At 60.7% G+C, this 15,863-nt stretch carries 11 protein-coding genes and 1 riboswitch; of the genes, 6 read left to right on the plus strand and 5 right to left on the minus strand.

Features of this window, described 5'->3' with window-relative positions; genetic code table 11:
* Nucleotides 1-84: 84 nt before the first annotated feature.
* The 5 genes from AB4O11_RS24755 to cobW form a co-directional block, all read right to left on the minus strand.
* Nucleotides 85-1,731, minus strand: a complete 1,647-nt coding sequence (locus tag AB4O11_RS24755; protein ID WP_460129034.1) for a phospholipase D-like domain-containing protein — start codon at nucleotides 1,729-1,731, stop codon at nucleotides 85-87.
* Between the two features lie 175 nt (nucleotides 1,732-1,906).
* Nucleotides 1,907-2,590 carry a vWA domain-containing protein gene (locus AB4O11_RS24760; RefSeq protein WP_460131154.1) on the minus strand — a complete coding sequence of 228 codons (684 nt, stop codon included), beginning with the start codon at nucleotides 2,588-2,590 and terminating at the stop codon, nucleotides 1,907-1,909.
* Nucleotides 2,572-3,573, minus strand: a complete 1,002-nt coding sequence (locus AB4O11_RS24765; RefSeq protein WP_099756444.1) for an ATP-binding protein — start codon at nucleotides 3,571-3,573, stop codon at nucleotides 2,572-2,574. The genes AB4O11_RS24760 and AB4O11_RS24765 overlap by 19 nt, the downstream gene beginning before the upstream one ends.
* Before the next feature lie 336 nt (nucleotides 3,574-3,909).
* Entirely contained in the window at nucleotides 3,910-7,758 is a 3,849-nt protein-coding gene (gene cobN, locus AB4O11_RS24770; RefSeq protein WP_460129036.1) for a cobaltochelatase subunit CobN, read from the minus strand.
* Between the two features lie 3 nt (nucleotides 7,759-7,761).
* Entirely contained in the window at nucleotides 7,762-8,835 is a 1,074-nt protein-coding gene (gene cobW, locus AB4O11_RS24775) for a cobalamin biosynthesis protein CobW (protein WP_093430911.1), read from the minus strand.
* Nucleotides 8,836-8,934: 99 nt separating this feature from the next.
* Nucleotides 8,935-9,146, minus strand: a riboswitch (cobalamin riboswitch).
* A 350-nt stretch (nucleotides 9,147-9,496) separates the two neighbouring features.
* Between cobW and AB4O11_RS24780 the strand changes: the two genes are divergently transcribed.
* Genes AB4O11_RS24780 through AB4O11_RS24805 form a run of 6 tightly spaced genes read left to right on the plus strand, consistent with a single transcriptional unit; the run spans nucleotide 9,497 to nucleotide 15,861 of the window.
* The gene (locus AB4O11_RS24780; RefSeq protein ID WP_186624549.1) at nucleotides 9,497-10,249 is read left to right on the plus strand and encodes a 2OG-Fe dioxygenase family protein; all 753 of its coding nucleotides are present in this window, start codon (nucleotides 9,497-9,499) and stop codon (nucleotides 10,247-10,249) included.
* Nucleotides 10,249-11,529 (plus strand): hypothetical protein, encoded by a 1,281-nt coding sequence (locus AB4O11_RS24785; RefSeq protein ID WP_460129038.1) that lies wholly within the window; start codon nucleotides 10,249-10,251, stop codon nucleotides 11,527-11,529. Before AB4O11_RS24780 ends, AB4O11_RS24785 begins: the two co-directional genes overlap by 1 nt.
* The gene (locus tag AB4O11_RS24790; RefSeq protein ID WP_460129040.1) at nucleotides 11,526-13,946 is read left to right on the plus strand and encodes an ATP-grasp domain-containing protein; all 2,421 of its coding nucleotides are present in this window, start codon (nucleotides 11,526-11,528) and stop codon (nucleotides 13,944-13,946) included. Before AB4O11_RS24785 ends, AB4O11_RS24790 begins: the two co-directional genes overlap by 4 nt.
* Complete coding sequence (locus AB4O11_RS24795; RefSeq protein ID WP_099756449.1) at nucleotides 13,943-14,860, plus strand: sugar phosphate isomerase/epimerase family protein; 918 nt, start codon at nucleotides 13,943-13,945, stop codon at nucleotides 14,858-14,860. The genes AB4O11_RS24790 and AB4O11_RS24795 overlap by 4 nt, the downstream gene beginning before the upstream one ends.
* Nucleotides 14,850-15,542 (plus strand): AzlC family ABC transporter permease, encoded by a 693-nt coding sequence (locus AB4O11_RS24800; RefSeq protein ID WP_460129042.1) that lies wholly within the window; start codon nucleotides 14,850-14,852, stop codon nucleotides 15,540-15,542. The genes AB4O11_RS24795 and AB4O11_RS24800 overlap by 11 nt, the downstream gene beginning before the upstream one ends.
* Nucleotides 15,535-15,861 carry a hypothetical protein gene (locus AB4O11_RS24805; protein WP_093430893.1) on the plus strand — a complete coding sequence of 109 codons (327 nt, stop codon included), beginning with the start codon at nucleotides 15,535-15,537 and terminating at the stop codon, nucleotides 15,859-15,861. The genes AB4O11_RS24800 and AB4O11_RS24805 overlap by 8 nt, the downstream gene beginning before the upstream one ends.
* Nucleotides 15,862-15,863 lie beyond the last annotated feature (2 nt).

A 15,863-nucleotide genomic window follows, 5' to 3' on the forward strand; every position in this document is an offset into this window, starting at 1 on the left:
TGCCGAAGGCTGCGATCCTTTGATCATGTTTTCTAATTCGAAAGTCAAAAGATCGCAGCCTTCGGCAGCTTCTACAGTACGGTGTCAGCGTCCGGCAAAACGCAGCCGGGACAACTGCCGCAAATCCCCTTCGATGTAATAGTCATTCGTCCAATGGTCATCCACCGCCAACGGACTCACCTGCTTCAACGCCAGCTTCTTGGCGAAATAACGAAAGCGGTAATGCTCATAAAACCGCAGCAGCTCCAGCCCGTAACGATCCGCCAGATCGGTGTCGCCGCGAATGATCAGGTAGTTTTCATCGTTGCCATTACTCGCCGAAACGCTGAGGTTGTGGCTGCCGCTGATGATCGTTGGTGTGTCCGTGGTGAAGTCGGTGACCACGGCTTTGGTGTGCACCAGCAGATTGCCTTTCTGGCCTTTCATGTTCTCGCGCAGCCAGCCTTCCAGCCCGGTGTTGAGCAATGCGGTGGCGGCGAATTCGGCGCTGCGGTCGGCGTGAAAACCGGTGATTCGGCTGGCAGTGTTCTGCAGGCCATAACGCAAAACATCGTCGTGGGGCTGGCCGAGTAACGCGTTAAGAATCGCGTCCGGCAGCGAGAACGCGGTGACGAACAGCACGTCCTTTTTCGCCGCGCTGATGATCTGCACGAACGCCTGCAGATCGGCCCCGCCGGTGCGCGGCGAGAACCCGGCGAACACAGGTTGCTGCGGATTCATCGGGTTGTGTTCAGTAATCCAGTCACGGGTAACGCCGATATCATCAGGCTGCGCCCAGATCTGCTCGAACGTCTGCAGATAACTGGCGGCAATCGATGCATCGTCCAGCACATGCACCACGTTGGCCTGACGATAAACCCCGTTGGCGGTGAAATTGGTGCTACCACACAAAACCGCTTCAGGCTGATGAGTGCCGCTGGCATCGACGCGGCTCAGGACCATGAATTTGTTGTGAAAGATGTTGTGGGTCACCCGCCCGCGTTTGCTCGCAGGAGGCAGTGCCGCCAGGCTCGCTTCGTTGAGCGTGGTGTCTTCATCATCGGGCCGGGCGTGATACAGCACCCGCACCTGTACGCCTCGCGTGAACGCCGCGTTCACCGCATCGACGATTGCCTGCAACTGATACTCGTAAATCGCGATGTCCAGCGCCCACTGACCATCGACCGCACGCTCGATAAACCCCAGCAAGCGCCCGAGCAAACCGTTTTCCAGCCACTGTCGCGCGGCATCGGGCCAGGCTTCGATGGGCATGTTTTTGTTGGCGCTGATCTGCGCGTCCAGATCGGGAAACTTGCGCTGGAATGCCTGACTGGCGGCGACCGCACGGTTGAATATCACGCTTTGATTGCTCGGGTGACCGTCATCGGAGGTGATCGTCAGTTCCAGCGGCTCACCCAACTGCACGGCATCCGCAGTGCCGTAGGCCAGATGCACGCGATAGTGAAGGGTCATGCCCGGATTGACCGCGTAATCGGCCCAGCGAAATTTCTGCAGCGGGGCTTTATCGCTTGGGGTGGCGTGGAACTGGGGAAAGGTGTGAGCCTTATTCGGGAAGGTCAGGCTGTTGAACAGGAACAACCAGGGTTTGGCGCCCTGCTGCTTTTCGATGGCAAACCCGAGCAGGCCTTGGCGCCGGGACTCGGCGAGGTCCATGGCCAGCAGCACGCCGTTGGTGCCGGCGTAGGCTTTGACGCGGAAGTCGTCTTGAGGGTTTTTGACCAGAACGCGCATCGCTCACTCCTTGTGATTGGGGCTGGGTGCAGCATAGAGCAGTGATGCGGGTTTTGAGTGTTCGGCTCTAGACCGGGTCGATGCAATCGCGAGCAGGCTCACTCCTACATTTGGAATGCGTTCCCCTGTAGGAGTGAGCCTGCTCGCGATGAGGCCCGACCAGACACAGAAAGTATCAGAGGGAAATCAATTCATCGATATGTTGATACTGCGCATCCAGCTCCGTCGCCAGATCCTTGGCCCGGCCCAACCGGATCGGCCCACGCTCGATGTCGATCAGCAACCCCGGACACCCCAGCGCGGGTAATCCCGACCACTGTTTCAGACGCCCATCGGTCACCACCAGCAAGCGTTGCTGCTCGGCAGGAAAGCGCTTGCGCCGCACCGTCAGCCACTGCCCGGCCTGCTCCAGCGCCGCCAGCAACGGCGTGCCACCGCCTGCACCCAAAGCGTCCAGCCACATCCGCAAGCCGCTGGACGCCTTCAATCCCTGCACCTGCCATTTCGGCACCGAGCCACTGGCCGTCAACAATGCGAGTCGTGCCCGTTGCCGGTAAGCATCATCGAACAATTGCGCGAGCAAACCTTTGGCATCGCTCAAGGCCTGATGGCGGCGGGTCGAGGCGGAGGCATCGACAATCACAAGCCACAATGCATGCGGTGAGCGCGTGCGCAGTTGAAACAGCAAATCTTCACGCGTCCGGGGACGCCCATTGAGCAACGTGCCCGGCCAATTTACCGTACCGCTGCGCGCCTTATGGCGCTTGCCTTGGCGTCCGTTGTCCAGCCGACCGGCGCGGGGTCTGGCATTCGCCCCCGCGTCGGATCGGGGGCGAATGCCTAAGGCTTTTTTGGCCAGCTCGGCACTTCGCGGCGGGCGCCGGTGGCGAGCGCAGGCGCCGGCATGTCGCCCCACTGGCCCTGCCCTTCACTCGGTGATGCCTGAGTCGCGGCCGGCGACTGGGCCGGTTGCGGCGGATTCGATGGCGCTTGCTCACGGCGCCGATGGCGCAGGGCAAACTCGGCGACAGCGTCGATATCCTCTGCGCCAATCACCTCAGCTCCGCGCCACGCTGCGTGGGCACGTGCGGCGCGCAACCAGACCAGGTCGGCACGCAGACCATCAACCCCGGCGGCGAAACAACGCTCGGTGATCTGCGCCAGTGCGGCATCATCCAGCGGAATATCGGCCAGGGCACGACGAGCGTTTTCGCAACGTGCACGCAAGGCTTGCTGCTCGGCTTGCCACTGTGCGCAGAACGCTTGCGGGTCGCTGTCGAAATCCAGTCGCCGACGGATGATCTGTCCGCGCTCGGTCGGTGCCGTGTGGCCACTGAGGGCGACGTTCAGGCCAAAGCGGTCAAGCAGTTGCGGACGCAACTCGCCCTCTTCCGGGTTCATCGTGCCGATCAGCACGAACTTCGCCGAATGCCGATGGGAAATGCCGTCACGCTCGATCAGATTGGTGCCGCTGGCGGCAACGTCGAGCAGCAGATCGACGAGGTGATCGGGCAGCAGATTGACTTCATCGACGTAGAGCACGCCGCCGTCAGCCTTGGCCAGCACACCTGGTGAGAATTGTGCGCGGCCCTCGCTGAGGGCAGCGTCAAGGTCGAGGGTGCCGACCAGACGTTCTTCGGTGGCGCCCAACGGCAAGGTGACAAATTGACCGCTGGCGAGCAGATCGGCCAGGCCCCTAGCCAGGGTGGATTTGGCCATGCCGCGCGGGCCTTCGATCAGCACGCCGCCGATTTTCGGGTCGATGGCGGTGAGGCACAGGGCGAGCTTGAGGTCATCGGCGCCGACCACGGCGGAGAGCGGGAAATGCGGGGTGTCGGTCATTTGGGTTTTCTCTGTCGTGGTCTTTGGTGTGCTGAGTGTTGTGGTGTGTCAGTCGGGGTGGCCCTCACCCTAGCCCTCTCCCAGGGGGAGAGGGAACTGATTGCGGTGTTCTTGCAAGTTGCGCCGACCTGAATTATCGAGTTGAACTCAGACTCCAAAGCCAACGCAAATCGGCTCCCTTACCCCCTTACTCCCTTGGGGAGAGAGAACTGACCTAGGTGTTCTTTCGAATTCCGTCGACCTGATATGTCGGGCCGAACTCAGACTTCGACAGCAACGCAAATCGGCTCCCTCTCCCACCGGGAGAGGGCTGGGGTGAGGGTAGCTTTTGGCCGGTTACATATCTTCCTCAATATCCAGCAGCAGATTCTCCAGCGCTTCCTTATAAGCCCCAGGCTCCTGCCACATCCCCCGCTGCTGTGCCTCAAGCATCCGCTCGGTCATATCCCGCAGCGCGTGCGGATTATGCTCACGAACAAATTCCCGCGTTGCCGGATCCAGCAGATAAGCATCGGCCAGCAAAGCGTACTGGTGGTCATCAATCAACTGCGTCGTCGCATCGAACGCGAACAGGTTATCAACCGTCGCAGCCATTTCGAACGCGCCTTTATAGCCGTGGCGCTTGACCCCGTCGATCCATTTCGGATTGACCGCTCGTGAGCGGATCACCCGGTTCAGCTCTTCTTTCAAGGTGCGAATCTTTGGCAGATCCGGTTGACTGTGATCGCCGTGATAACTCGCCGCCGCTTCACCGCGCAAGCTTTCCACGGCAGCGAGCATGCCGCCCTGGAACTGGTAGTAATCATTGGAATCGAGCAGGTCGTGCTCGCGGTTGTCCTGATTCTGCAGCACCGCTTGTACCTGACTCAGGCGCTGAACGAATTGCTCGCGTGCAGCGGTGCCTTCGTCGGCACCGCCGTAAGCATAAGCGCCCCAGTTCAGATAAACCTCAGCGAGATCTTCACGGCTCTGCCACAAGCGACCGTCGATGGCGCCCTGCACGCCTGCGCCGTACGCGCCGGGTTTGGCGCCGAAGATCCGCCATCCGGCCTGACGCCGCGCGGTGTCCTCATCGAGGCCCGATTGCCGCAGCGCCTCGCGCTCGGCACGCACTTTCGCGGCCAGCGGGTTGAGGTCGTCCGGCTCGTCCAGCGCTGCCACTGCTTGCACGGCGGCGTCGAACAGGCGAATCAGGTTGGCGAAGGCATCCCGAAAAAACCCGGAAACTCGCAGCGTGACATCGACGCGCGGACGATCAAGCAGGCTCAGCGGCAGAATCTCGAAATCATCAACGCGCTGACTGCCAGTGGCCCACACCGGACGCACGCCCATCAGTGCCATGGCCTGGGCGATGTCGTCGCCACCAGTGCGCATGGTCGCGGTGCCCCACACGGACAATCCGAGCTGGCGCAGGTGATCGCCGTGGTCTTGCAGGTGCCGTTCCAGAATCAACGTCGCCGACTGGAAACCGATGCGCCACGCGGTGGTGGTCGGCAGGTTGCGCACGTCGACCGAGTAGAAGTTGCGGCCGGTGGGCAGCACGTCAAGGCGACCACGGCTGGGTGCACCGCTGGGGCCCGCGGGGACGAAGCGACCGCTGAGGGCGTCGAGCAGGCCGCGCATTTCGGCGGGGCCGCAGGCATCGAGGCGTGGGGCGACGACTTCGCGCAGCGACTGGATAATCGCATTCACATCAGACCACCCCGGACCTTGTGGGAGCGAGCTTGCTCGCGAAAGCGGTGTGTCAGTGAATGAAGTGTTGGCTGACACGACGCCTTCGCGAGCAAGCTCGCTCCCACATGGATCGTGCAGGGCTTGGGAAATCAGCTGTGTGGCAAACAGTTCGAGGCGTTCGCGGGTATCGCCGGCGCTACGCCAGACTTCATCGCTTTGCGATTGCAGCTCTGGCGGGCGAGGACCGGTCCATGGATCGGCTAGCGCGCAATCGAGCGGATCGAAACCGAGTTCGAATGCTTTGGCCAGTGCTCTCAGCAGACTCGACTGTGCGCCCTTCCCGTCTCCGCGCGGAATCCGTAGCAGCGCCAGCAACGTATCGATCCGCAGACGCCCCGTCGGTGACTCGCCAAAAATGTGCAAACCATCGCGAATCTGCGATTCCTTCAAATCACACAAATACGTATCCAGGCGCGGCAACCAGATCGCCGCGTCGGCATCACTGTCCAGCGCGGCATCGAGTTGCAGTTCGCGGTCGATCTGCGTCTCGCGGACCAATAGCAGAATGTCGCGCTGCAGTTCACGGGCGCGGCGCGGATCAAGCAGCTGCGCTTCGTAATACTCGTCGGCCAGCAGCTCCAGATTGCGCAACGGCCCGTAGGTTTCGGCACGGGTCAGCGGCGGCATCAGGTGATCGATAATCACCGCTTGCGTGCGCCGTTTGGCCTGCGCGCCCTCCCCCGGATCGTTGACGATAAACGGATAGATATTCGGCAGCGGACCGAGCAACGCATCCGGCCAGCAGTTCTCCGAAAGACCGACGCCTTTGCCCGGCAGCCATTCGAGGTTGCCGTGTTTGCCAACGTGAATCACGCCGTGGGCGCCGTAGGTGTTGCGCAACCAGAAATAGAACGCCAGATAAGCGTGCGGCGGCACCAGATCGGGGTCGTGATAGACCGCGCTCGGGTCGACCTGATAACCGCGCGCCGGCTGAATACCGACGAAGGTCAGGCCGAAGCGCAGACCGGCGATCATCATCCTCCCGTCGCGGCACATCGGGTCGTTTTGCGGCGTGCCCCAGCGTTCGATCACAGCGCTGCGATTGGCCTCGGGCAGCGCGTTGAACATCGTCAGATAAGCGTCCATCGCCAGGCTTTGCTGGCACGGACGCAGATCAATGGTGTCGAGATCGTTGCTGACGCCACCGAGCAATTGCTCGATCAACTCGGTGCCGCTATTCGGCAGTTCAGCGGTGAGCGGATATCCCTCAGCCTGCAATGCACGCAGGATGTTCAGCGCCGCCGCCGGCGTGTCGAGACCGACACCGTTGCCGATGCGCCCATCACGGGTCGGATAGTTGGCGAGGATCAATGCGATGCGTTTTTCGCCATTTGGTACTTGCGCCAGATCAATCCAGCGCCGCGCCAGTTCAGCGACGAAATCCATGCGCTCAGGTTGCGCGCGGTAGCAGACGACATCGGACTGACTGCGCTCACTGCGCCAGGCCAGATCCTTGAAACTGATCGGTCGGCTGATGATGCGCCCGTCGAGTTCCGGCAAGGCAATGTGCATGGCCAGATCCCGTGGACCCAGGCCTTGCTCGCTGTCGCGCCAGCCGGGCTCGTTGTCCTGCGCGCAGATTGCCTGGATCACCGGGATATTGCGGCGAAACGGTCGCAGATGCGGCGCTTCCGGGCTGGATTGAGCGAACCCGGTGGTGTTGAGAATCACCCCTGCCTCAACCTCGTCCAGCCAGTCCTCGACCACCGTCAGGCAGCCGGGTTCTTTCAGACTGGCCACCGCGATCGGCAGCGGATTCAGCCCCGCCGCTTGCAAGCGCTGGCAGAACACATCGATGAACGCGGTGTTCGCCGCTTGTAGATGCGAGCGGTAAAACAACACCGCCGCGACCGGATGTGCAGGCAGCCAATCGGCTTGCCAGTCACTCAGTGCGGCGCTGGTTTTATTCGGGTGGTAAATCGCCGTGCGCGGCAGCGCCTGCGGTTCTTCCCAGACGTAATCGCGAGCCAGCCAACGGTTGGCGAGGCAGCGGAAAAAGTCCAGCGCATTGCCCAGTCCGCCCTGGCGCAGGAATTGCCAGAGGCGATCACGATCCACAGCGTTGACGGTGCTCAGGTCGCTGAGTTCCGGGTCAGGACGGTCATCGCCCGGCACCAGAATCACCTGCACACCGCGCTCGGACAGTTCGATCAGACGCTCGACGCCGTAGCGCCAATAGGCGATGCCGCCGTGCAGCGAGATCAGAATCACCTTGGCGTGGCGCAGCACTTCATCGACGTACAAATCGACCGAAGCGTGATTCTGCACCTGCATCGGGTTGGCCAGACGCAGGCTCGGGTAATCTTCCGGCAACTGCTGCGCGGCTTCGGCGAGCAGCGCCAGACTGGAATCGCCGCTGCACAGGATTACCAGCTCGGCGGGGGTTTGGCCAAGGTCGGCAATGTTGTCATCGGAGACGAAACCGCCGGGCTGAGTCCTGAGCAGGTGCATGGCTTAAACGCTGAGCGCAGCGCGCAGTTGCGCTTCGAGTTGCGCGGCGTCGAGCTCCTGACCGATCAACACCAGACGCGTGACGCGCGCTTCATCAGCGCCCCACTGACGGTCGAAATGCTTGTCGAAACGCGTACCCACGCCCTGGATCAGCAGACGCATTGGCTTGTTCGGGATCGCGGCGAAACCTTTGACGCGCAGGATGCCGTGCTTGACCACCAGTTGCGTCAGGGCGTCGAGCAGCAGGCTTTCGTCGGCTTGTGGCAGTTCGATGGAGATCGAATCGAAGGCGTCGTGATCGTGGTCATCGTGGTCGTCATCGCCTTCACCGTGGTGGTGATCATGATGGCTGTGGCGGCTGTCGATGTGTTCCTCGGAGCCGGCGCCGAGGCCAATCAGCACGTCCAGCGGCAGACGGCCGTTGCTGGCTTCGATGATTTTCACTGCTGGCGGCAGCTCTTCGGCGACTTCAGCGCGGACACGAGCGAGATCTTCCGCGCTGGTCTGGTCGGCCTTGTTGAGGATCACCAGGTCGGCGCTGGCCAGTTGATCGGCGAACAGTTCGTGCAGTGGCGATTCGTGGTCGAGGTTCGGATCGAGTTTGCGCTGGGCATCAACCTGATCCGGGAACGCGGCGAAAGTGCCAGCAGCGACGGCCGGGCTGTCGACCACGGTGATCACCGCATCAACGGTGCAGGCGCTGCGGATTTCCGGCCACTGGAAGGCTTGTACCAGCGGTTTTGGCAGGGCCAGGCCCGAGGTTTCGATAAGGATATGGTCGAGATCGCCGCGACGGGCAACCAGTTCGCGCATCACCGGGAAGAACTCTTCCTGAACGGTGCAGCACAGGCAGCCGTTGGCCAGTTCGTAAACGCGACCGGTGGCTTCTTCTTCGGTGCAACCGATGGTGCATTGCTTGAGGATTTCACCGTCAATGCCCAACTCGCCAAACTCGTTGACGATCACCGCGATACGACGGCCCTGAGCGTTGTCGAGCATGTGCCGCAGCAGCGTGGTCTTGCCCGAGCCGAGGAAGCCGGTGACGATGGTGACGGGGAGTTTGGCCAGTGTTTTCATCGGTATGCCCTTTGGCAAGCGGCGGGCATACGGGACGAGAACCGGCAACGCGCGTGCGTGCCTGGAGAGTTCGCCACCGGATCACCCCGCCCGGTTGTAGTGAGAATCTGTGACGAGGCAGGTCTCCTGGCTGACGGTGTTCAGGCGCTGGGCCTGGCGTTGGCTGCGCCTTCCCGCGGGCTCATAAGTTGAGCTGGCAGTGGCGTGGCAGCGAACATCACCGTTCACAGTTGCGGGGGCAGCCGCGGCATTGACCGCGTTCCCTTCTTAGCTCCGGCACACGCCGGAGAACCTCGAATGCGCAAGGCTACGCATGCACGGCAGGCGGGTCAACGCCTGGATCATTGTGGTTATAAGGACAGCAACTTTTTCATCTAATGATCGCGAACACTTCTCACTTAAGAAGTAGTTGTAAGTTATGTCTTACATGCCCTATCCGTTAAATTAAAAAACCACCACCGGGTTAAACCCTGAAATAGAGCGGCTGCGCGCATTCGATTACATATCTTTACAAAAACCAAATTGATAAATCAATACAAGATATGAACGATGAGTTCGCACAAGGACTATGAGTCTCTCAAGAAAGGATTTCTTGCATGGCTGATTATTATCAGTATTTGATCCTGCCTATTTCTTTCCTGCACCCATGGGTATCCACAACATGAGTGCCGGTAACGCGTTACGGCTATCAAGTGATGCCGGACTAAAGGAACTTTCCGAACTACTGCGCAATTGCCACTATGCGCACAGTGCCCACTATCCAGCATTGGATGTTGCGCTGCTGGGACGCGAAGCATGCAGGGCATTCAATGCGACCTGGGAGCATTTGCATACCGATGCGTATCTCAGCGCAGAGAACGGTCTTCGCGAACGACGCATCTGCAAGTTCCAGTATCGCCAACGGGAACGCCAGTGGACGGCGCTGCAAGACTGCCACTTTTTTCAAGCCGAGACCGACAACCCGCTGTTGGGCGGGGTGCAGCGCACCTACACCCGCTGCGAGGCGACGTTCATTGACTCCCCGATTCTACAGACACTGCTGGCCGCCGACCTGGCACTGCTGGACATGGCGCTGGGCCCGCGCGACTGGCTCGTGACCTGCCATCAGTTCCGTATCCTCTGCGATCAAGGCAATGCTGGCCAGGCCACTCCTGAGGGCCGACATCGCGACGGGCACGATTTTGTCTTTCAACACCTGATTCAACGTCAGCATGTCATCGGTGGCGAAAGCCGGATATTTGATGAAGAAGGTGGCCAAGTATTCAGTGCAACTTTGACTGACTATCTGGAAACCGTCGTCTTGAATGACCGAATACTTCTGCATGAAGTTTCCCCACTGCAAACATCGAGCATTAATTCGGATCGCGGCAGTCGCGATATGTTGATTATCGACTTCGACCTGGCGGACTACTAATGAATCATTCGACTCATGCACTTTCAGTCAGTACCCCACTCGCGCATAACTTCATCATTGAACAGTTTCAACAGGCGTGCGCACGAAGAACTTCCACACTATCGCTGACCGCCAATGAAAACATATTGTCCGAGACTGCACGCACGCTAGGACAGAATCGCCATTACGAGCGTTACTTGTTCAATGCACAGGCCATTGACGGTCAATGCTATGCCGCCGAATTCAATGGTATGCAGGTCGAACACTTCCCCGAAGTCGAAACATTAAAGGCTTTGGCGACCCAAGCCGTGCAGGCAATGTTCAACGCGCCGTTCGTCGAATACCGTGTGCTCTCCGGCGTGCACTGCACGCTGAGCGTGCTGGCCGCCCTGACCGAGCCGGGCGACTGCGTATTATCACTGGCGCCCGAAAGTGGCGGGCATTTCGCAACCGGGCCTCTGGTGCAGAAGATGGGCCGGCACAGCGTCTTTTTGAAACTGACGGCTGACGGACAAATTGATCTCGGGGACGTTGATCGGCAACTCCAGGCGTGCGGTGTACAACCGGCAGCCGTACTGCTCGACCATGGTCTCACCACACGGGCAATCGCCCTTAAACCACTGCGCGCGCTGCTGAACCGCCGGGGCTTTGAGCGGACACTGATCATCTACGATGCGTCGCACACTCTGGGCCTCATCGCCGGGAAGGTCTTTCCCAATCCGCTTGACGAGGGGGCGGATATTCTTCAAGGCAACACCCACAAATCCCTGGCAGGTCCGCACCGGGCACTGATCGTCTGCCGGCGTGCCGATCTGGCCCAGCGGATCGAGCAAACGCTCAGCGGTGCGCTGGTGTCCTCGCCCAATCTGCCCGGTCTGCTGCAACTGTTCGTTAGCCTGCTGGAAACCCAGCGCTACGGCCAGGCCTACGCCCAACGCATGTGCGCCAATACTCGCCAGTTGCACGACGCACTCGCCGACCTGCCGGGCTGGACGCTGCACCCCTCCGACACGCACCTGCTGTTGCTCGAAGGCGAACGGGCCCGGCAAGCGGCGCAGCAGCTCAATGAACTGGGGATCCGGATCAACAATAAACAGATCAATGGCCGCGACTGCCTGCGCTTCGGCCTGCAGGAAATTACTCGTCTGGGTATCAGCAGCGAAGACCTGGATGCCTTGGCGCACATCATTCGCAATGTCTTGAGCGGTGGCGCCAACGGCGTGGACCGGATTCGTCTGGCTCACATTTGCCAGCGCCTGAACCGGGTCCACTACAGCTTCGATCAGGAGGTTGACGAATGAGTGCAGCGGCCTGCCTGATCATCGGCAATATTCGTGACGGAGAATACGAGGGCCTGATTGCCGAGGGCATCACCCCTTTGCTGATTGCCGATAGTCGCAAAACCAGCAAGATCGCCGATGCGAAACAGATCTCGCCGGTGGCGCTGTACGACTTTTCCAGAGGGCTGACCGCGGATCTGATCCATCTGACGCAGCAGTTGCTGGACGAGCATGGCTTCACCAGTGTCCTGAATTTCCGTGAAGGCTATGTCGCGATCACGGGGCGGCTGTGTGCGGCGCTGCCGGCGCTGGCCCACTTGCACCGTAACGTGGAAAACACGCTGGACAAGGTGCTGCAACGCCAATGCTTCCAACAGTCGCGCAACCTGGATCTGCACGTGCTCTCTCGCCAGGTTCGTATCGACGACCTGCTGGCGCGCCCGGGCGAGCTGCCCTACCCGTTCATCCTGAAGCCAGCGAACCTTTACAGCAGCCTGTTCGTACGCTGCATCGACGATCAGCAGGATCTGCTCGACTACGCCCGTCATGAATGGCCGGCGCTGCAGCGCTATGTGGCGGGCAAAAGCCGCGAAACCGATCAACTGCTGCTGGAGGAATTTCTCCAGGGCTCCAACCATTCCATCGACTGCACGATTGCCGCCGATGGCACGATCAGCAGTTTTCCGATCGTCGATGTGATTGCCGGCGTCGATATCGATCGCGGCGACTTTCACCATTTCGCCCGCTACACGCCGTCGCTGCTGGAGCCCGACGCAGCGCTGAAGGAGCGTTGCCATCGCCTGGCCCATGACGCCGTGAAAGCGTTAGCGCTCAAAGGCACGTTTGCCCATGTCGAGTTCATTCTCACCCCCCGCGGGCCAAGAGTCCTCGAAGTCGGCGCACGCCCCGGCGGCAGCCGGATTCATGTGATTCGTCAAGCCTGGGGGCTGGCGCTGGATGTCTGCTACCACCGCGCGCTGTCCGCCGAGCCTCTGCCCAGCGCCAGCGAAGCACCGGATGCGTTCGGCATCGCCACCCCTTTCGCCCGCACAGACCGGCTCTATGACGGACTGCACGGCGCCGACCGGATCTGCCGCTTGCCAGGTTTCCAGCGTTGGTACGCCTACGTCACTCCGGGCGAAGCCATCGGGCCGGTCAGCAACGGTTTTCAGAACTACCTGTACATCGAGTTCAGGCAACCCGACACCGCCCGCCTGCGACAATCCTTGCTCGCCGTCAGCGACATTGATGTCTATGGCGAGCAGCCCTCGGCGGCGAACACCAAACACATTCTGCTCATCGGCGGGCGTGATTCGGGACTGGATTGGGATACTGCGCGGCAGTTTCGATTTACTCTCGTCCAGCAACCCGGCGAGTTGTCTGACTATCAGCGCGAGCGCGCAACGCTACTGCTGACGCCTGACATCGCCGATCTGCCGGCCTACAGCACGATGGTAGAACGGCTGCACCGGCAATCGCCATTCGATGCCGTGGTTTCGTTTTCGGAACTGGGCCTGCTGCCCGCGTCACGCTTGGGCGAACGTCTGGGCATCGTCCACAACAACCTGCGCAGTGTGGAAGTCAGTCGCGACAAGCTGCTGTTTCGCCAATTGCTCAAAGGCAGTCGCTACGAGTTGCCCACTGCCGCTATCAACCATGGTGCCGAGGCTCGCGCTTTCGTGCTGCGCCATGGCCCGGCCATCGTCAAACCCGTCAACGGTTCGGGCAGTCAGGGCGTCTATGCCATAGACAGGCCCGAGGATGTCGAACACCTCTCGCTGGAGGGAAACAATCTGATCGAGGCCTTCGCCAGCGGCGACGAATACAGCGTTGAATCCCTCAGCCTGGATGGCCAGCACCGGATTCTCGGCATCACGCGCAAATACACCAGCGGTGCCCCCGGTTATGTCGAAACCGGGCATGACTTTCCTGCCGGGCTCGACGAGAAAACCGCCGCGCAGATCGAAGAAGCGGTGCTGTGGCTGCTCGGGCGAATGGGCAACCGCTGGGGCCCGGCCCACACGGAAATCAAGCTGGACGGTTCACGCCTGCAATTCATCGAAACCCAGACCCGCTTCGGCGGTGACCAGATCTGGGAAATGGTCTGGAAAACCACAGGGGTGCATTTGGCAGCCAGCACCATCGCCGCGATGGCCGGCACGTCACTGCCGACGCCCGAGAAAACCTACGCCAAAATGGCGATCCGCTACATCGAGGCGGCCCCGACCGCCGATCCGCAACAGCTCCAGACACGCCTGCTGCAACACCCGTTTGCATTACGCGTGAACCTCAACCCCGACAAGTTCGGCCAGAGCATCAGCCGTTCCGCAGACCGCCACGGCTACACGCTGCTGGGCTGCAGCGACGCCGACGACCCGGCGGACTTCAACGCCGCGATCACCCACCCAGAGTTCACTACGCAAGGACCAGCGCAATGACCCGTAAAGACCCGCTATATCACATCGAAGGCCCGATCAGCGCTCACTTCCCGATGATCTCCTTTTCCACCAATGTCTACGACAACCCAGCAGACATCCTGGGTTCGATCACCGATCTGGCCAGACATTTCCAAGCGGTCGAGTTCGAGATCGGCGAAGACGCCGAAAAAACCTTCTGGTCGCTGAGCGCCGAAGACCGGTCTGAGCTTGCCGGGAAAATCCGCAGCTTCGCCGAACACAATGGCATCACGCTGACCGTCCACGCCGGATGGTGGGGTCGCCAGTACAACCTGTGCTCCCCGGATTTGACCGAACGTGCCCAAGCGGTGGACTGTCTGAGTGCCGCCGTGGAGTTTTCCCACGAGGCCGGCGCCACCAGCGTCACTTTTCATCCCGGCTACAAAGATCAACTGGAAAACGGCGAACTGCTGGACAACCTGATAGTAGCGATCAACCAGGTGACCAAGCGCTGCAACACCGATGGCATCGCCCTGTGCCTGGAGAACATGGGCGGTCAGCGGCCGAAATTCCCGGTCTTCACCGTCGAGGAACACCTGCGCTTTCACAAGGAGACCGGGTGCTTCGTGACCATCGACGTGACGCATCTGTGCTCACTGCTGCCGTATGGTGAAAGCCTGTTCAAAGCCATTGCCGATCTGGCGCCGGTTACCCGGCATCTGCACATTGCCGACCTCAACAACACCCACCATCAACATCTGCCGATTGGCGAAGGCAACTTGCGCCTGAGCGATGTGCTCAATCGCTTCGCGGTCAACGGCTATCGGGGTGTGGCCGTGGTGGAGGAGTTCATTCCGCGCTTCTCCACCGAGTACTACCTGGAAAAAGCCCTGGCCTACAAGAACGGCGTAGAGCAATTGCTGGCCGGCTCGCGGCACAGCACTCATGCTGGTTGAGTCGAACCTGGCAAAACCGGCATCGCGCAGCGAGATCGCGACCGGTATCCGCGATGCGCTACCGTTCGTCTTCTCGCTGCTGCTGACCTTCACCCTGATCGGCATGCTCGGGCGCCGCCATGATCTGGATCTTCCGGCCATGGTGGTTTTCAGCGGTACGGTAATGGCCTCGCCGTTGCAACTGACGCTGCTGGAAACCCCCGCGCACCTGCTTAACGCCTTTGGCGTGCTGGTCTCGGCGCTGAGTATCAACTTGCGTTTTCTGGTCTTCACACTGAGCCTGAAATCCAGCCTCCAGGGCCCGGTCAAAGCGTTCGTCCCCGCCCTGGCGGTGATGGCAAATGCGGCTTTCACGTTGATGTCGATCCGCAAGGATCAGCAACCGATCAGCCGCCCGTATGCCAACACCGTGTGCTTTCTGCTGTACGCCGCCGCCCTGCTTGGCACCGTGGTCGGGTACTGTTTCGCCAGCGTGGCCGACAACGCAGTGATGGATCACGTCAGTGTGGTGATCGCGATTTTCATCAGCGCTTCGCTTGGCAAGATGGCCCGCGACCGTCACAGCTTCCATGCGCAATGGATTGCCGGCCTGGCCACCGCCGCGAGCTTGTTGTGGCTGGGCGAGGTCAGCTTGCTGCTGGTGCTCGCCATCACCGTTCTGACGAGCTATGTCTATGATTGAACCTGGTACTTTCTGGCTGTACGTACTGATTTGCGCGCTGGTTTCGATCGTCTGCCGCTTGCTGCCGCTGGCCGTCGATGTCGAACGGCTTTCGGCAACTGCCCGCGCTTTCATCGATCGTCTGGGAAAATACACATCGGTGGCGATGCTCGTCAGCCTGCTGGCGGTCTCACTCTATCCTTTGGCCAGCCAGCACCTGGCGGCCATGCCATGGATCCTGCCGGTGGCGTTGGCGTGGCTGCTGAGCCTGACGCGAATCAAATCCTATTATGCGTTCCTGATGGCGCTGGGGGTGTACGTCCTGCTGATCATGCGCTAGGC

The organism is Pseudomonas sp. H1_D05 (assembly GCF_054682705.1).

Bases quoted from the DNA above. Each gene is read 5' to 3' on its own strand.
- AB4O11_RS24765 (WP_099756444.1), bottom strand. From the start codon at position 3,573: ATGACCGACACCCCGCATTTCCCGCTCTCCGCCGTGGTCGGCGCCGAT.
- cobN (WP_460129036.1), bottom strand. From the start codon at position 7,758: ATGCACCTGCTCAGGACTCAGCCCGGCGGTTTCGTCTCCGATGACAAC.
- AB4O11_RS24800 (WP_460129042.1), top strand. From the start codon at position 14,850: ATGCTGGTTGAGTCGAACCTGGCAAAACCGGCATCGCGCAGCGAGATC.
- AB4O11_RS24785 (WP_460129038.1), top strand. From the start codon at position 10,249: ATGAATCATTCGACTCATGCACTTTCAGTCAGTACCCCACTCGCGCAT.
- AB4O11_RS24790 (WP_460129040.1), top strand. From the start codon at position 11,526: ATGAGTGCAGCGGCCTGCCTGATCATCGGCAATATTCGTGACGGAGAA.
- AB4O11_RS24755 (WP_460129034.1), bottom strand. From the start codon at position 1,731: ATGCGCGTTCTGGTCAAAAACCCTCAAGACGACTTCCGCGTCAAAGCC.
- cobW (WP_093430911.1), bottom strand. From the start codon at position 8,835: ATGAAAACACTGGCCAAACTCCCCGTCACCATCGTCACCGGCTTCCTC.
- AB4O11_RS24795 (WP_099756449.1), top strand. From the start codon at position 13,943: ATGACCCGTAAAGACCCGCTATATCACATCGAAGGCCCGATCAGCGCT.
- AB4O11_RS24780 (WP_186624549.1), top strand. From the start codon at position 9,497: ATGAGTGCCGGTAACGCGTTACGGCTATCAAGTGATGCCGGACTAAAG.
- AB4O11_RS24805 (WP_093430893.1), top strand. From the start codon at position 15,535: ATGATTGAACCTGGTACTTTCTGGCTGTACGTACTGATTTGCGCGCTG.